Here is a 13,884-nt window from a genome sequence, read left to right on the forward strand (position 1 = left end):
CTAGACCCGGGCCAGCGCGACGCCGGCCGCGGCGGCGAGAAGGCCCGTTCCCACGGAGGCGACGAGATAGACGATGGCGAGCCCATGGCGCCGGGCCGACGCCATCTGCACCGCATCGAGCTGCATGGTGCTGAAGGTGGTGTAGCCGCCCAGCACGCCGGTCAGCACCAGCGAGGAGATGACGTTGCCGTAGCGATGCTCCCAGCCGAAGGCCAGCGACGCGGAGAGATAGGCGATCACGAAGGCACCGGAGACATTGATGACGAAGGTGCCGAGCTTGAACGGCGTGCTGACGCGCTCATCGATGAATCGGCCAACCCGCCAGCGCAGCAGGGAGCCGACACCGCCTCCCAAGCCGACCCACAGGATGTCGATTAGGTCCATCGGACACGTGCCATCAGGTTGGTGTGGAGGGGCCCGCCCCTCCACATTCCGATGCGAGGCTCAGCTGAAGAAGTAGAGCTGGCTGAGCGGGAGCCGCGTCGCCGGCTCGATCGTCGCGTGCACGCCGTCGACCGTCACCGCGAAGGTCTCGGGATTGACCTCGATCAGCGGCATGGCGGTGTTGCGCACCATCGAGCTCTTGGTGATCGTGCGCGTGCCATAGACCGGGACAACCTGCGACTTCAGCTCGTAGCGATCGACGATACCGGCCTCGTAGGCCGCATGAGACGTGAAGGTTACGCGGGTCTTGGGCAGCGCCGAACCCATCGCGCCGAACATCGGGCGATAGATCACCGGCTGGGGCGTCGGCAGCGAGGCGTTCGGGTCGCCCATCAGCGCCCAGGAGATCATGCCGCCCTTGATGACCATCTTCGGCTTGGCGCCGAAGAAAGCCGGCTCCCACAGCACGAGATCGGCCATCTTGCCGACCTCCACCGAGCCGATCACATGGGCGACACCCTGCGCGATGGCGGGGTTGATCGTGACCTTGGCGACGAAGCGCAGGACACGCTCATTGTCGTTGCCCGACGTGTCGCCCTTGTAGGCGCCCCGGCGCAGCTTCATCAGGTCCGCGGTCTGGATGGTCCGCGTCCAGTTCTCGCCGATGCGGCCCATGGCCTGGCTGTCGCTGGAGAGGATCGAGATCGCCCCGAGGTCGTGCATCACGTTCTCCGCCGCGATCGTCTCCGCGCGCACCCGGCTCTCGGCGAAGGCGACGTCGGTCGGGATCTTCGGGCTGAGGTTGTGACAGATCATCGTCATGTCGAACAACTCGGCCTGGGAGTTGATCCCGTAAGGTAGGGTCGGGTTGGTCGAGGAGGGAATGACGTTGGACAGTCCCGCCACCCGGATGATGTCCGGCGCATGGCCGCCGCCGGCGCCTTCCGTGTGGTAGGTGTGGATCGTGCGCCCCTCGAAGGCGGCGATCGTGTTCTCCACGAAGCCGGCTTCGTTCAGCGTGTCGGTGTGGATGCAGACCTGGACGTCGTGACTGTCGGCCACGGTCAGCGCGTTGCGGATCGCGGCCGGGGTCGAGCCCCAGTCCTCGTGGATCTTGAGGCCCGCCGCGCCGGCGCGGATCTGCTCTTCGAGCGGAACCGGCGCCGAACCGTTGCCCTTGCCGAGCACGCCGGCATTCACCGGCCACGCATCGAACGAGCGGAGCATCATCTCGATGTTCCAGGTGCCGGGCGTGATGGTGGTGCCGTTGGTGCCGTCGCTCGGCCCGATGCCGCCGCCGAACACGGTGGTCACGCCATTCGACAGGGCGGCCTGCGCCTGCTGCGGCGAGATGTAGTGGACGTGGGCATCGATGCCGCCGGCGGTGAGGATGAGGTGCTCGCCGGATATGGCGTCGGTTCCCGGCCCGAGCGCGAGGCCGGGCGTGACGCCGGACATGGTCGAGGGATTGCCGGCCTTGCCGATGGCGCAGACCAGCCCGTTCTTGATGCCGACATCCGCCTTGATGATGCCCTGCACCGCGTCGACGAGGGTGACGTTGGTGATGACGAGATCGGGCGCGCCGGCGGCGCTGGTCAGCTCGTTGTCGTAGCCCATGCCGTCGCGCAGCGTCTTGCCGCCGCCATAGACGGCCTCCTCGCCATAGACGCGCAGGTCCTTCTCGATCTCGATATAGAGATCGGTGTCGCCGAGGCGGATCTTGTCGCCGGTCGTGGGACCATAGAGGTCCGAATATTGCTGCCTCGAGATCTTGGCCATCTCAGCGCTCCATGACCTGAATGTTGCGGCCCATCACGACGTGCTCTTGAAGCCGTAGCGCTTCGCGCGCTCCAGGGCGTCGGTCAGGCGCGGGCGGTAATCGTCATAGTTCTCGTCGCCGACCCAGCCATTGACCAGACCGTTGAAGCCCAGAACGCGCTGCTTGCCCTGAAACGGCACGAGCACGACTTCCTTCTCGTCGCCCGGCTCGAAACGCAGCGCCGTGGTGGCGGGGATGTTCAGCCGCTTGCCGAACGCCTGCTCGCGATCGAACTCCAGCGCGGCATTCACCTCGAAGAAATGGAAGTGCGAGCCCACCTGGATCGGCCGGTCGCCGGTGTTGCGAACCTTCAGCGTGGTGGTCGGATAGCCGGCATTGATCTCGATGTCGCCCTTGCCCAAGACGAGCCCGCCGACGGGGGCCTTCTTCTGATCCTTGCTCATGGTGACGCCCTTTCGCCGAAGCTACTTGATGGGATCGTGGACGGTGACGAGACGGCTGCCGTCCGTGAACACCGCCTCCACCTGCACGTAAGGGATCATCTCCGCCACGCCTTCCATGACGTCGGCGCGGGTGATCGCCTTGCTGGCAAGCTCCATGACCTCTTCGACGGTCTTGCCGGCACGAGCACCATCAAGCGCCGCGACGGAGATCAGCGAAACCGTCTCCGGATGGTTGAGCTTCAGTCCCTGATCCTTACGCTTCTGCGCTACCTGCGCGAGCGTGTAGATGAGGAGCTTGTCGATTTCCCGTGGCGTAAAATGCATGAGCAATTCCTCGACGAGCGCGGCACGATGGCGATGCCGTAATGGCAAGCCGGTTCGATCTACGGGATCGTGCAGCTTTGATAGCAGTTGCCCCTGCGGGAATACCAGCGTCAAATCGTTCAGTCATCGAGTTATCGTGAACGGCAATAAATAGCCACTTCAGATAGGGCGCGGGCATTCGCCAATTCATGCGAATGTTCATTTTAGATGCAAATTCCATGCAAATTTGTTCGACCATACCGTCGATGGACGCGGGAGTCTGGTGAACAGGCGGGCGGCTATGGATTTCCGCCGGCGTGAACGACCCTGCCGGATAGCCGGCTCCGGAACGAATCGCGGGGCGCGGGAGACGCGCAGCGGCGCTGCCGGGACAGTCGAGCGGAGCCCGCCGCAAGCCGGCGGCGCCGCTCGCAATCGACAGCCTCGATCGGCTCGTCGAGCGTCATTGCCTCCGGCTTCATGGCGCGCCTACCAGCGATTTTTCGTCGCCGCACGCGGCGTTCTCCCGGTTTCCCTCAGCTTCATCCCTGTCGTGGATGAGCATCATTCGCCTGCGCACCCGATCCGCCCGCACCGTCAGCACGGGCGTTTGCGGATTCGGAGAATCGCCCGCGTTCAAGGAGCCAAGGCCGGAACCGGTCGCCGGTATTTATCCATCATCGCGATAAGTGCGAGGCTGGCGTCGCGTAAAGCTGGTCACCCGCGATCCTTCATGCATAAAGATCGGCAACGCGCGAAAGCTACGGGCTGGTACACATGCAGGAACAGGGCAGTCTCATCGACACCGATGAGTTGCGTGCATTTGACGTCGTCGCGACCAAGCGTAGCTTCAGTCTCGCCGCCACCGAAATCGGGACGTCGCAGTCCACCATCAGCCAGCGGGTTGCTCGGCTCGAGAAGCGGCTCAACCGCACGTTGATCTACCGCACCACCCGGCAGGTGAAGCTCACCTCGGACGGTGAGGCCATGTTGATCTACGCCCGCTCGATGCTTGCCATCTCGGACGAGGCGCGCGCCCGCCTCGCACAGCCGGGGCTCAAAGGCTTCCTCAAGCTCGGTATCGAAGACGAGTTCGCACGAACACGGTTACCCGAAGTGCTCGGCATCTTCCGCGCGCAATTTCCGCATTTCGGCCTGAAGTTCATCACCGGCCGCAATGAGCATCTGCAAGACGTACTGCGCTCGCATGAAGTCGACGTTATTCTGGGCAAGAGCCACGGCCTTGCGAAGGGAACGGCGCTTTGGCAGGAACAGTTGGTGTGGATCGGGCACCGATCGCTGCAATTGACGCCTTCCGATCCGGTGCCGTTGGTAACCTACCTGAAGCCGAGCCTGACGCGGTCTATCGCCGAGAGCGCGCTTCTCGCGCAGGGCCGCGCATGGATCGAGGTCGCAGAATGTAGCAACCTGCTCGGTGTCATTGCCGCCGCCCGCTCGGGCCTCGGGGTCATGGCGATCGGAGAGAGCTTCAAGAAGACGGTCCTGGACGTCGTTGCGAAGGAAGCAGGCCTGCCACCCCTCGGGAAACTGACCTACGTCATCGAAGGCAATCCGGGCGCGGCCGACCCAGCCGTCGACGCGTTCCGAGCTGTCCTGAGCGAAGTCGCCAGGCGGTCATCCGGCGCCAAGCGTGAAGGAATGCAGGGTATTGGGAGAGACAGCGACTAGGCCGGCGGCCCTCGCGCCGCCTGCCGTCATCGTGGGCCCGGACTGGCGCAACCTCGCCATCTCCGTGCGCATGGCCATCGCAGCCATCGGCGCGCTTGCCATTGCCTATTGGCTGGAACTCCCGGAGCCGCAATGGGCGATCCTGACCGTCTATCTGCTGCCGCAATCCTCGGCCGGAGCAGCGCTCGCCAAGGGGGCGTTCCGCCTCGCGGGAACCATCCTCGCCGCGATCTGCGCCCTGGTGGTCGTCAAGGCGTTCTCCCAGATTCCGGTTCTGCTGGTGGCGGCCGCCATGGCCTGGATATTCGCGTGTTATTACGGCGCCACGCGGATGAATAATTTTGCCTCCTACGGCTTCATGCTGGCGGGATATACCGGCCTGCTCGTCATCTTCGAAGGCGCGGCGGATCCTTATGGCGCATGGGCGGTGGCCGTGAACCGTGCCACGGAGATCTCGATCGGCATCGCCTGCGCCACGGCGGCAACGAGCATGGTCATGCCCGCCTATGCCGGCAGCCAGCTGCGCGGTCTTCTGGCCAAAAGCCTGGGGGAGCTTGCCGCTCACGCGGCTGCGGCCTTGAAGACCGAGCTGCCGCTTCCCGCGTTCCTGGCGCAACGGCGCGATCTCCTGGCGACAATCGTCAAGTTCGACGCATTGCGCTCGTACTCAAGGTTCGAACGTCAGGAAACGAGGGTCGATGACGTCGCCTTGCGTGTAACCGTCGAGCAAACGCTTGCGGTTCTGGCCGTCGCCCGCAGCCTCTATCTTCGTCTTGCCGACTTCCGCGCCGTGCACGAGGCCAGCGACAGCGATTCCGCCCGCCTCCTATCCGCGCTCGACGCGACCGTGGACACGCTGGACGCCATCGCCAAGGGAACGGCGAAGCCGACCGAACTTGGCTTGTCACGCTCGGAGCTTTGTCGTGCTCGGCGCCGCATGGCCTCGCTCGAACGGGAGGTCGAGGCGATGGCAGGTGACGGTCCGCTATGGCCGCGTGCCGATACGCTGTTGATCATCCGGCGCACCAACACGTTGTTGCGCGGACTGTCCGTGCTGTCGATCGTCGGCAGCGCGGCATTCGACGCCAGAAAATCGCGCGTGAGAGGCGCATTGCGCCGCGGCGCAGGCGTGGGGCGCCCGGCGCCGGGGGCGCAGCGCGAAGCACTGCTACAAGGCTTTCGGATCGCGCTGGCGGTATGTGCACTGTGTGTGTTCTGGTACGCGACCGAATGGGATCAGGGTATCGCCGGTATCACCGGGCTCGCCCTCATGAGCTATCAGTGCGTCAAGACCACCGATCCCGAAAAGTTGGGCTGGCCTTATTTCCGCGCCGCCGTGGCGGCGTGCTTCTGCGCCTATGCCGCCATGGCGTACGTCTACCCTTGGCTCGAAGGGTTCGGCATGCTGGCGGTGTTCCTCCTCGCCGTGCTCGTGCCCCTCGGGCTGCTGATGAACTCGCCCCGGTATGGCAAGTCGGCGGGAACCTTCACCATCTATTTCGTGGCCGCGGCCGCAACGGCAAATGTCTATGATCCGGCCCCGCTCGATTTCGTCAATTTCTGCTCGGGGCTCATCTTCGGCATGTTTGTCTGCCTTATGGCGGCGCGGTTCATTCCCGTCACCTTTGCGGCGTCACGCCGCCTTGCGTTCCGGCGCGCCATCGGGGAACTCCTGCCGGAAGCGGCAACCGGCACCCGGCGACCGCGCCTTGTCGCGGGCGAGATCGTCGGCCTTTTGGCTGACATCCTGCCCCGGCTGAAGCTCGGATCCGGCAACGACGAGATTTTCCTGCGCGGCATGCTGGCCGGCGCGTCGAGCGCTCTCGAACTCGGCCTCCTGCGCCGCGCCACCACCGATCCGGATATGCCTGCGGCCGGTCAGGAAGCCATCAAGCGTGGCCTCGCCCTCCTTGCCGCCGTCCTGTCCCGCGTGCCCACGCTGGGAGCCCGGCGCGATGCGGCAATCGACCAAGCCAAGGCTGAGATATCGCGGATGTCGGCTTCGCTTGAGCAACTCGTGCCGGATGCGGGTTCACCCTCTGCGCGTTGCGTGGTGCGGGCGGCATCCAGCCTGCGTTTTCTCGCCGACCGCCTTCATCTCGACCACGCCTTCCTTCAACTTGTACTTACGGACTGAGGCCCGCATGGTTTCCCATCCGCTATTCCGTACGGTCGATCTGTTCGGCTTCTATCTGCCGCCTGTCGTGCTCTGGGCGGCCGCCGCCCTCCTTCCCTACCTGATTGTCAGTCGGCTTGCGGATAGAGTGGGCTTCTACCGCTTCGTCTGGCATCGCCCGATGGTCGATGCGGCCCTCTATGTGATCATCGCCGGCGCGTTGATCTTCGGCCTACCGCTTTTGACGGGAGCGACACAGCGATGATCTCGAGCATGCTGCGCTTCGCCATCACGTTTCTCCTCGTGGCCGTCGCCGCCATCGTCGGTTGGCAACTGTGGACCTATTACACCCTCAGCCCCTGGACACGCGATGCACGCGTGCTCGCCAATGTCACCCAGGTGGCGCCCGACGTTTCCGGGCTGATCAGCGCCATCCATGTGAAGGACAATGAGGCGGTTGCGAAAGGCGACCTGCTGTTCGAGATCGACCAGGAACGCTTCCGAGCGGCACTCGAGCAAGCACAGGGCGATGTAGCCATGAAGAAGGCCGCCCTTGATCTCGCCCGCGACAACGCGAACCGCTTTGCGACGCTCGAGCGCGAGAACAGCCCCGGTTTGTCCGTTGAAGTCGGCCAGCGCATGAGCACCATTGCCGCCGAGGCGGAGGGCGCCTTGCTGGTGGCCCAGGCCAACCTCACGGTGGCCGAAATCAATATGAGGCGGAGCAAGATCCATGCTCCGGTGAACGGCCACGTCACCAACCTCACAGCGGTACAGGGCGACTTTGCCAGCACCGGCAAGGGCGTTCTCGCGCTGGTCGATTCCGACACGTTCTACGTGTACGGCTACTTCATGGAGACCAAGCTTCCGCTTATCCAGGACGGCGCCCGAGCGCAGGTCGAGCTGATGGCGGGCAACGTCATCCTGGACGGCGTCGTGGAAGGCATGGCGCGCGCCATCGCAAATCCCGACGATACACGCGGGCTGCTGGCAATGGTCGACCCTCAATTCTCCTGGATACGGCTTGCCCAGCGCATTCCGATACGCGTGCGTCTGACGGATGTACCGCCCAATGTGCGCCTGGCGTCGGGAATGTCGGCCACGGTCATCGTGATGCCGGAACCGGCGCCCTGAGCGCCATGCCGCTGCCTCGGCGCCTATTCGGCGGCCGCGGTCCGGCGCTCCAGCACCATTTCGATCTCGACCAGCGCCCCGCGTCCCAGCCGGGCGACGCCGACCGTGGTGCGCCCCGGCATGCGGGAATCGTCGTTGAAATAACGATGGTAGACGGTGTTCAGGCCGACATAGTCGCGGTCGAAATCAGCGAGATAGATCCTTACGAAGACGGCATCCGACAGCGCGTAGCCCGCCGATGCGGCGATCCGCGCGAGGTTGCGGAAGGAGAGTTCGGCCTGCGCCTCGATGCTGTCGGGCAGCAGCGCCTCCGGCCGGTCGGGATCGATCGGCAGTTGGCCGGTGACGTACAGCATGCCGCCGGCCTCGACGGCGTGAGAGTACCGTGCCGTCTTCGGCGGCGGCGCGGCGTCGGGGGTGGTGATGTAGCGTGCCATGAGGTCAGGGCTCCGATCGTTCGTTCGCGGTTTCGGTCAGCGCCCGGGCGACGAGGCGGGCATGGGCGGAGGCTTCCGGCACGCCGGTCGCCTCGCCGACCACGGCGCGGGCCAGCGGTCCCGCCGCCCACAATCCCGGCGTCGGGGTGCCGTCGCGCCCGAGCACATGGCCGAGCGCGTCGACGTCGAGCCCCAGACGCAGCGCGTCCGGCCGTACATGGCCATCGCGGATGGCGGCGCTCAGCAACGGATTCGCGGATCGGGCGAGATCGGCGTCCGGACCGGTGCAGTTGATGATGGCGCCGAAACGTCCGGTCCGCGCCGCCTCGCCCTTCGGCGTCCAGCGGACGGCGAAGCGTCCGTCCTCGACGCCGATCGCGGCGATGCGGCCGGCGCGCACGGCCAGCCAGCCCTCGCGCTGCCCGTCCGCCATCAGTTGCGCTACCTGGGGCGCGATCCGGAACCGGTGGACGTCCCAATAGGCGCGCAGGCGACGGACAATCGTCGCGCGCTCGCCGATCGGCAGGCTCGCCCAGTAGCGGAACAGACTGCGCCGCAGCGAGTCCACGACGGCATGCCATTGCCGGCCCTCAGCCGCGAGGTCGCGGATATGGCGGCGGATCTGGCGCAGCAGGCCGAGAGCCGTGGCGGGCGGCGGCGCGCCGGCGAACAGATCATATTCGGTATCGAATTCGCCATGCGGGCGAGGCGTCAGGGCGCGGCGCGAGACGGCGGTGATGCTGCCGCGATGTCCGCCCTGGCGCAGCGTGACGATCGCGTCGCACATGGTGAGGCCGGTGCCGATGACGAACACGTCGGCATCGCGCGGGATCGCGGTGATCGCCGGCCAGTCCCACGGGTTCCGCACGAGATGCGGCTGCGCGGCGGCGTCCTCGCGCAGCGGCCAGGGAAAGGCCGGGGCGCCATAGGTCGCGCACAGCACGACGTCGTCATAGGTCGCCGCGCTGCCGTCATCGCCGTCGACACGCCATGCGCCATCGTGGCGTTCGAGCCCAGATGCCGCCGCACGCACATGCCGGATCGTGCTGACGGATGCATTCGAGGCCGCCGTCTCGGCGACCAGCTCGGCGATATAGCTGCCGAAATCGAACCGGCGGGAATAATGGTCGCCCTCAGCCGTCAGCGCGTCGGCATCCGCCTGCCAGCGGCCGGTGCGCCTGAGCCAGTCCGAGAAATGCAGCGGTTCCTCGGCGAACACCGACAGGCGGTCGCTGGGCACGTTGATGCGGTGTTCGGGCCGGCAGGAGCCATAGGCGAGCCCGGCCCCGAGCGTTGGTCGCGGCTCCAGTATGTCGATGTCGACGGGCGTCCGCGCCGACCGGGCGAGATGCACCGCGAACATGGCGCCGGTGAAGCCGCCGCCGATGATGCCGATCCTGCGGCGCAGGCCTTCCTCAGCCGGAGCGACGGTGCAGGTGGCCGAAGCGGCCGTGCTCCTGCTCATGCCTGCATCTCCGCCGGCGGCGCGGACGCCATGGTGTCGAGCGCGGCGAGTGCGGACTGGAAGCAGGCGAGCGGCGCCTGCGCCACCCCGATGCCGATCCAGCCGGCGACGCCGTCGCGATGGGCGATACCGGTGTGGATGCGCACGCCCTCGCCCGACGCCGCCACGCGGCGGGCATCAAGGCCGATGCCGGCACCCGCCTCTCCCGCCAGGGCCGGCCGCACGATCGGGCTGGCCCCGGCGAAGAGGGCGCGCATCCGCTCGCCGGCCGCGATCGCCTCCGGCCAGGGCCGCTGCATGGCGCGGGCGATCTCGGGTGCGGCGTGCGCGATGCAGCCCCCGAGCCCGAAGCTCTCCATGATCGCGCTGTCGCCGAGGTCGCGATGGGCATCGTCGATGGTGAAAGGCGGGAAGAAGCCGCCCCGCGGCAGGTCCGCCGGCGCGGTGAACCATCGCTCGCCGGTGCCGGCGAGTTGCACGCCGCAGACCAGCCCGTTGCGGCTGATCGCGGTGACGATGGCCGATCCCTCGATCCCGCGGGCCCGGTCGAGGCAGAGCTTGGCCGAGGCCATGGCGTAGTTCAGGAAATGCTGCGGATGGTCGGCCATCCACATTGCGATATCGCCGGGAAGCGCGAGCGCGGCGAGGAACGCCAGCATGCCCCCGACATTGCGCTGGTGCACGTCGTCGCCCAGCTCGACGCCGCGCGCCACCAGCGGCAGGATCGGCAGGCCGCCGGGGGGGATCGACCGCGCGATCGCCTCCGCGACGGGGCCCTCGACGAAGCGCAACCCTTCCGCGACCGCCTCGTTGTAATAGCCGAACCGCAGCACATGCCGCCCCTTCTCCGCCAGCGTGGCGAAGGTGGAGGCGCCGCTCGCCCGGTCCGCGATGCGGAACAGCGTCTGGCTCGGCCGCACCACGCCCGACATCGGCGAGACCGTGCCGAGCGCGTGGTTGGGGATCAGCCGGAGCGCGCCCGAGCGCACCAGCGCGCGGCCCTCGTCGAGGGTGCCGGCCCATCCCTCGTGCACCGCGGCACCGGCGAGCGCGTTGAGCACCACCACCGGCGGCTCCTCGCCCGCGCCGAAGGGTGGCCCGGAATGGCCGAGCTGGCCGTCGTCCAGCCCGAGCGCCTCGTGCGCGGTCACCCGCTCGCACAGGACGGGCTCGGCGGCGGCGATCCTGTCGACGGCCTCTCGATCAGCCGGATTCATCATGTGGTCCGATCCGTGCTCACATAGCCGCCTGCCGCCGGCAGGAGCGGCCGGCTGCCGGCTCGCCCCCGGTGGCGATGCCGATCAGGTTCCATAACCATTCCCCGGTTCTTCGACGCGCGCCCGTGTGCTCAAGCCGGCGAGCGGACGATCACGCGGATCGGCGTGGGGTTGTACGCATTGCAGGGATTGTGCATCTGGGGGCAATTCGACAGCACGGCCAGCACGTCCGTTTCGGCACGCAGATCGACGAAGCCGCCGGGCGGCGACACATCGGCGGCGACGCCGGCGGTGCCGTCGTCCATGATCGGCACCTGCATGAAGAAGTTGACGTTGCCGACGATGGCGCTGCGGTCCAGCCCATGGCCGGCGAGTTCCTTCAGGAAGTTCGAGTAGCAGCTCTCGGTCGTCCGAACGCCGTAGCGCAGGTAGTTATTGGGGTTGCTGCAGCAGCCATAGATGGTGTCGTGCCGCCCGAGCGTGTCCTCCACCACCGTCAACAGGGCGACGCCGCTGTCGCTGTAGAGCACGGTGCCCTTGCCGACATAGCTGTTGCCCTGCACCTTGATGGTGTTCATCGAGCTGTAGCGATCGCCCGGATCGGCGGCGTTGTAGCAGAGGAAATCGACCGCCTGCTGTCCTTCCAGATCGATGATCCGCAGGATCTCGCCCGCCTTGATCACCCGGCTCCAGGGCTGGCGCGCCGGCACGACATGGTCGTAGGTGACGCCGTGCAGATCGGCCGTCGCGAGGATGTCGGGGCGCTCGTTCACAGTCGTCTCCTTGAAGCCGGCATCAGGCATTGACATAGCGTTGCAGGAACTGGCGCGCCCGTTCCGTGCGCGGATTGCTGAAGAATGCGCCCGGATCGCCGCTCTCGACGATGCGCCCGCCATCCATCAGGATCACCTTGTCGGCGGTCTCGCGGGCGAAGCCCATCTCATGCGTCACCACCAGCATGGTGCTGCCGCCGAGCGCCAGGTTGCGCATCACCGACACCACCTCGCCGACCAGTTCGGGGTCGAGCGCCGAGGTCGGCTCGTCGAACAGCAGCAGGTCGGGCTTCATGGCCAGTGCCCGGGCGATGCCGACGCGCTGCTTCTGGCCGCCCGACAGGCGGGCCGGAAAGGCGTCGCGCTTGTCGCGAAGGCCCACCTGCTCGAGCAGCGCCTCCGCCTCGGCGACCACCTCCTCGCGGCGGCGGCCCTGCACATGGATCGGGGCCTCGATGATGTTCTCGATCACCGTCAGGTGCGGCCAGAGGTTGAAATGCTGGAACACCATGCCGATCCGCGCCCGCGCGCGGGCGAGTTCCGAGACCGACATCGGCACGTTGCCGCCCTCGCGCAGCCCGATGCGCCGGCCCGAGATATAGATCGCGCCCTGGTCGGGCGTTTCGAGATAGTTCACGCAGCGCAGCAGCGTCGACTTGCCGGAACCGCTGGGGCCGAGCAGGCAGACGGTCTCGCCCTTGGCGACGTTGAGCGAGACGCCGTCCAGCACCACGTTGCTGCCGAAGCTCTTGGTGAGCCCGCTCACCGTGAGCACGTGCTCGGGCGCGCTCTCGTTTTCCCCAACCATCAGCGACGGGCCTCCGCAAGGCGTTCGACGGCGTAGACGCCGGCCTCGACCAGCATGCAGAGCAGCCAGTAGAGCAGCACGGCAGCGATGAAGGCGGCGAACGGCACATAGAATTCGGACTGGATGGAGCTCGCCGCGTGGGTCAGCTCCGGCACGGCGATGATGGTGAGGAAGGCCGTGTCCTTGATGATCTGCACCAGCTGGTTGCCCATCATCGGCCCGGCGGCGAGAAACACCTGCGGGAACACGATGCGGGTGTAGAGGCGCGGCCCGTGGAAGCCGAAGGCGGCGGCGGCCTCGAAGGTCTCGACCGGCAGCCGCTTCCAGATGCCGCGCAGGATCTCGGCCATGTAGGCGGTGTTGTAGAGCACGATCGAGAACAGGCCGGCGCTCCAGTTGTCGAGCTTCAGCCCGAGCCGCGGCAGCCCGTAATAGACGAGATAGGTCAGCAGCAGGAACGGCACGCAGCGCAGCAGGTCGACCAGCCCCTGGCTCGCCAGACGCACCACCCGGTTGCCCGACATCAGCAGGATCGCCACCCCGCAGCCGAGGACGAGGGCGCAGGTGGCGCCGACAAGGGCGAGCGCGACGGTATTGACGAGGCCGTCCAGCAGCCGGTCCGAATGCGCCCAGACGATCGCAAATCCGTTCATCCCGCGTACCCGCCATAGGCCCGTTCGGCGAGGCGCTGCAGCCCGACGAAGATGAGGATGAGCACGATGTAGAGGCCGGTCGCCACCAGCATCGGCGGCAGCGGGTCATAGGTCTGGGCACCGATCCGCGCCGCCGCGCGGGTGATCTCGACGACGCCGATCACCGCGATGGCGGGGCTGCCCTTGATCAGCAGCGTCATCTCGTTGACGAGGCCCGGCAGGCAGGCGCGCCAGAGCTGCGGGAAGACGATCCGGCGGAAGCTCAGGGCCGGGGTCATGCCGAAGGTGCGGGCCGCTTCCAGCTGGTCCTTCGGGAAATTCATCAGCCCGCCGCGCCACACCTCGCAATTGAAGGCGGCGGTGTTCAAGGTCAGCGTCGCGATCGCGGCGGTCATCGGGCTCATGTCGAGCCCCAGCGTCGGCACGGCGAAGAAGATCAGCAGGGCGAGCGTCACGGCCGGGGTCGAGCGCATGAGGCTGACATAGACGGTGACGACCTGGCGCAGGATCGGGACGCGGCCCCAGCGCGCGAGCGCCAGCAGCAGCCCCAGCGGAACGCCCAGCAGGATGCCGGTCGTCGACACCAGGAGCGTCACGCCGGCACCCTGCAGCAGGGTAAGGAAACCCGCAAAGCTGATCATGGCTGAAAGGCCGGCCGCTGTTTACCTGCGGCCGGCGCCAT

General features: G+C 66.8%; 15 protein-coding genes. 4 read left to right on the plus strand and 11 right to left on the minus strand.

Annotation, left to right across the window (positions count from 1 at the left end):
* The 4 genes from ACEUEL_RS10275 to ACEUEL_RS10290 are packed head-to-tail and all read right to left on the minus strand — an operon-like array spanning nt 1 to nt 2,931.
* Nucleotides 1–384, minus strand: a complete 384-nt coding sequence (locus ACEUEL_RS10275; RefSeq protein WP_405704477.1) for a fluoride efflux transporter FluC — start codon at nt 382–384, stop codon at nt 1–3.
* A gap of 60 nt (nt 385–444) precedes the next feature.
* Entirely contained in the window at nt 445–2,163 is a 1,719-nt protein-coding gene (locus ACEUEL_RS10280; RefSeq protein WP_405704479.1) for an urease subunit alpha, read from the minus strand.
* A gap of 33 nt (nt 2,164–2,196) precedes the next feature.
* Complete coding sequence (locus ACEUEL_RS10285; RefSeq protein WP_405704480.1) at nt 2,197–2,607, minus strand: urease subunit beta; 411 nt, start codon at nt 2,605–2,607, stop codon at nt 2,197–2,199.
* A 21-nt stretch (nt 2,608–2,628) separates the two neighbouring features.
* Nucleotides 2,629–2,931: an urease subunit gamma gene (locus ACEUEL_RS10290; RefSeq protein ID WP_405706711.1), complete on the minus strand. Its 303-nt coding sequence runs from the start codon at nt 2,929–2,931 to the stop codon at nt 2,629–2,631.
* A 756-nt stretch (nt 2,932–3,687) separates the two neighbouring features.
* On the opposite strand from ACEUEL_RS10290, the gene ACEUEL_RS10295 reads away from it, so the two are divergent.
* From ACEUEL_RS10295 to ACEUEL_RS10310, 4 genes are all read left to right on the plus strand, one after another.
* Complete coding sequence (locus tag ACEUEL_RS10295) at nt 3,688–4,599, plus strand: LysR family transcriptional regulator (RefSeq protein ID WP_405704481.1); 912 nt, start codon at nt 3,688–3,690, stop codon at nt 4,597–4,599.
* A gap of 70 nt (nt 4,600–4,669) precedes the next feature.
* Entirely contained in the window at nt 4,670–6,736 is a 2,067-nt protein-coding gene (locus tag ACEUEL_RS10300; RefSeq protein WP_405704482.1) for an FUSC family protein, read from the plus strand.
* Between the two features lie 7 nt (nt 6,737–6,743).
* Nucleotides 6,744–6,980 (plus strand): DUF1656 domain-containing protein, encoded by a 237-nt coding sequence (locus tag ACEUEL_RS10305; RefSeq protein ID WP_405704483.1) that lies wholly within the window; start codon nt 6,744–6,746, stop codon nt 6,978–6,980.
* Between the two features lie 8 nt (nt 6,981–6,988).
* Nucleotides 6,989–7,849: an efflux RND transporter periplasmic adaptor subunit gene (locus ACEUEL_RS10310; protein ID WP_405704484.1), complete on the plus strand. Its 861-nt coding sequence runs from the start codon at nt 6,989–6,991 to the stop codon at nt 7,847–7,849.
* Nucleotides 7,850–7,872: 23 nt separating this feature from the next.
* On the opposite strand, the gene ACEUEL_RS10315 is transcribed toward ACEUEL_RS10310, so the two are convergent.
* The 7 genes from ACEUEL_RS10315 to ACEUEL_RS10345 all read right to left on the minus strand — a co-directional run bounded on the left by ACEUEL_RS10315 (nt 7,873) and on the right by ACEUEL_RS10345 (nt 13,843).
* Nucleotides 7,873–8,286 (minus strand): RidA family protein, encoded by a 414-nt coding sequence (locus tag ACEUEL_RS10315; protein WP_405704486.1) that lies wholly within the window; start codon nt 8,284–8,286, stop codon nt 7,873–7,875.
* 4 nt (nt 8,287–8,290) lie between these two features.
* A complete protein-coding gene (locus ACEUEL_RS10320) occupies nt 8,291–9,751 on the minus strand; it encodes an FAD/NAD(P)-binding protein (RefSeq protein WP_405704487.1) in 1,461 nt (486 codons plus the stop codon).
* Nucleotides 9,748–10,971 carry an oxamate carbamoyltransferase subunit AllG family protein gene (locus ACEUEL_RS10325; RefSeq protein WP_405704489.1) on the minus strand — a complete coding sequence of 408 codons (1,224 nt, stop codon included), beginning with the start codon at nt 10,969–10,971 and terminating at the stop codon, nt 9,748–9,750. Before ACEUEL_RS10325 ends, ACEUEL_RS10320 begins: the two co-directional genes overlap by 4 nt.
* Nucleotides 10,972–11,099: 128 nt before the next feature.
* On the minus strand, nt 11,100–11,741 hold the full coding sequence (locus ACEUEL_RS10330) for a DUF1989 domain-containing protein (protein WP_405704491.1): 642 nt from the start codon (nt 11,739–11,741) through the stop codon (nt 11,100–11,102).
* Between the two features lie 22 nt (nt 11,742–11,763).
* Nucleotides 11,764–12,549: an amino acid ABC transporter ATP-binding protein gene (locus ACEUEL_RS10335; protein ID WP_405704492.1), complete on the minus strand. Its 786-nt coding sequence runs from the start codon at nt 12,547–12,549 to the stop codon at nt 11,764–11,766.
* On the minus strand, nt 12,549–13,202 hold the full coding sequence (locus ACEUEL_RS10340; protein WP_405704494.1) for an amino acid ABC transporter permease: 654 nt from the start codon (nt 13,200–13,202) through the stop codon (nt 12,549–12,551). Before ACEUEL_RS10340 ends, ACEUEL_RS10335 begins: the two co-directional genes overlap by 1 nt.
* Nucleotides 13,199–13,843, minus strand: coding sequence for an amino acid ABC transporter permease (locus ACEUEL_RS10345; RefSeq protein ID WP_405704496.1), 645 nt, complete (start codon nt 13,841–13,843; stop codon nt 13,199–13,201). Before ACEUEL_RS10345 ends, ACEUEL_RS10340 begins: the two co-directional genes overlap by 4 nt.
* Between the last annotated feature and the right edge of the window lie 41 nt (nt 13,844–13,884).

It is taken from the genome of Ancylobacter terrae, assembly GCF_045108345.1.
Taxonomy (GTDB): domain Bacteria; phylum Pseudomonadota; class Alphaproteobacteria; order Rhizobiales; family Xanthobacteraceae; genus Ancylobacter.

Bases quoted from the DNA above. Each gene is read 5' to 3' on its own strand.
- ACEUEL_RS10275 (WP_405704477.1), bottom strand. From the start codon at position 384: ATGGACCTAATCGACATCCTGTGGGTCGGCTTGGGAGGCGGTGTCGGC.
- ACEUEL_RS10280 (WP_405704479.1), bottom strand. From the start codon at position 2,163: ATGGCCAAGATCTCGAGGCAGCAATATTCGGACCTCTATGGTCCCACG.
- ACEUEL_RS10285 (WP_405704480.1), bottom strand. From the start codon at position 2,607: ATGAGCAAGGATCAGAAGAAGGCCCCCGTCGGCGGGCTCGTCTTGGGC.
- ACEUEL_RS10290 (WP_405706711.1), bottom strand. From the start codon at position 2,931: ATGCATTTTACGCCACGGGAAATCGACAAGCTCCTCATCTACACGCTC.
- ACEUEL_RS10295 (WP_405704481.1), top strand. From the start codon at position 3,688: ATGCAGGAACAGGGCAGTCTCATCGACACCGATGAGTTGCGTGCATTT.
- ACEUEL_RS10300 (WP_405704482.1), top strand. From the start codon at position 4,670: ATGGCCATCGCAGCCATCGGCGCGCTTGCCATTGCCTATTGGCTGGAA.
- ACEUEL_RS10305 (WP_405704483.1), top strand. From the start codon at position 6,744: ATGGTTTCCCATCCGCTATTCCGTACGGTCGATCTGTTCGGCTTCTAT.
- ACEUEL_RS10310 (WP_405704484.1), top strand. From the start codon at position 6,989: ATGCTGCGCTTCGCCATCACGTTTCTCCTCGTGGCCGTCGCCGCCATC.
- ACEUEL_RS10315 (WP_405704486.1), bottom strand. From the start codon at position 8,286: ATGGCACGCTACATCACCACCCCCGACGCCGCGCCGCCGCCGAAGACG.
- ACEUEL_RS10320 (WP_405704487.1), bottom strand. From the start codon at position 9,751: ATGAGCAGGAGCACGGCCGCTTCGGCCACCTGCACCGTCGCTCCGGCT.
- ACEUEL_RS10325 (WP_405704489.1), bottom strand. From the start codon at position 10,971: ATGATGAATCCGGCTGATCGAGAGGCCGTCGACAGGATCGCCGCCGCC.
- ACEUEL_RS10335 (WP_405704492.1), bottom strand. From the start codon at position 12,549: ATGGTTGGGGAAAACGAGAGCGCGCCCGAGCACGTGCTCACGGTGAGC.
- ACEUEL_RS10340 (WP_405704494.1), bottom strand. From the start codon at position 13,202: ATGAACGGATTTGCGATCGTCTGGGCGCATTCGGACCGGCTGCTGGAC.
- ACEUEL_RS10345 (WP_405704496.1), bottom strand. From the start codon at position 13,843: ATGATCAGCTTTGCGGGTTTCCTTACCCTGCTGCAGGGTGCCGGCGTG.